This window comes from Pedobacter boryungensis (genome assembly GCF_013204825.1).
Lineage (GTDB): Bacteria > Bacteroidota > Bacteroidia > Sphingobacteriales > Sphingobacteriaceae > Pedobacter > Pedobacter boryungensis.
The window spans coordinates 1-848 of record NZ_JABMKV010000007.1; the positions used below are offsets into that span (position 1 = coordinate 1).

General features: G+C 35.8%; 1 protein-coding gene. It reads right to left on the reverse strand.

All coding sequences use genetic code 11. The features are described 5' to 3' along the window. On the reverse strand, nt 1-848 hold an 848-nt coding region (locus HQN85_RS15655; protein ID WP_173274022.1), incomplete at both ends, for an FG-GAP repeat domain-containing protein.

The window sequence follows — 848 nt, forward strand, 5'->3', positions numbered from 1 at the left end:
TAAAGTTCACCGTTACTGGCCCGAACACCAACTATATCGGGTCTTTCGTCCCCATCAATATCACCAATGATCAAGTCAGTTTGAGCTGATAATCCCAGATTTTTGGGTTTAGATAATTTTAAGACCCCATTAACAGTTAAATTATTTATTATACCTAAATCATCCATATTGGAATACGAGAATCCTATGTCTAATAATCCATCTCCATCCAAATCAGCTATCTGAATTTGGCTAAATTGTGTTGCTAAAAGGGCATTATCTTGTTCAATTTGACTGTCTACCATAAAAGATGGAACACCCTTAATTTGATTCGTATTTTTATAAACAGAATACCCTAAAATCCCATAAGTAACAATATCTGTTTTACCATCGTTGTCCAGATCTCCTACGCTCAACTTTTGGAAATATTTTGATTTGGGAAAACTAGCTATTTGATTTAAACTAATTTGACCCGGACCAGAGGTGCTTTTTAAAATTCTTAATCCACCATTAGCACCTATGACTGCAATCTCTATTAGCCCATCATTGTCAAAGTCTCCCGAAGCAAGGGAAACAGGAGCAACATTGCTTCCTCCTGACAAAACATAGTCTGTTCGGGAACTAAAATTAATTCCACCTGGAAAAGAAAGATTTCTTAAAACCGTTACCTTATTACTTATTGCATTAGTAATAAAAATATCTGTCATGCCATCACCATCAATATCAGCAGACTTCATATCGGTTAACTCTTCGTCAACTCCCCCTATAAATGTCTGGTAAGCATCAAATAATAAGTTACCTGGTGATGTGGTGTTATTTCTTAAAACAAAAATCTGCCCATCATCGCTACCAATTGCGATATCCAGTCT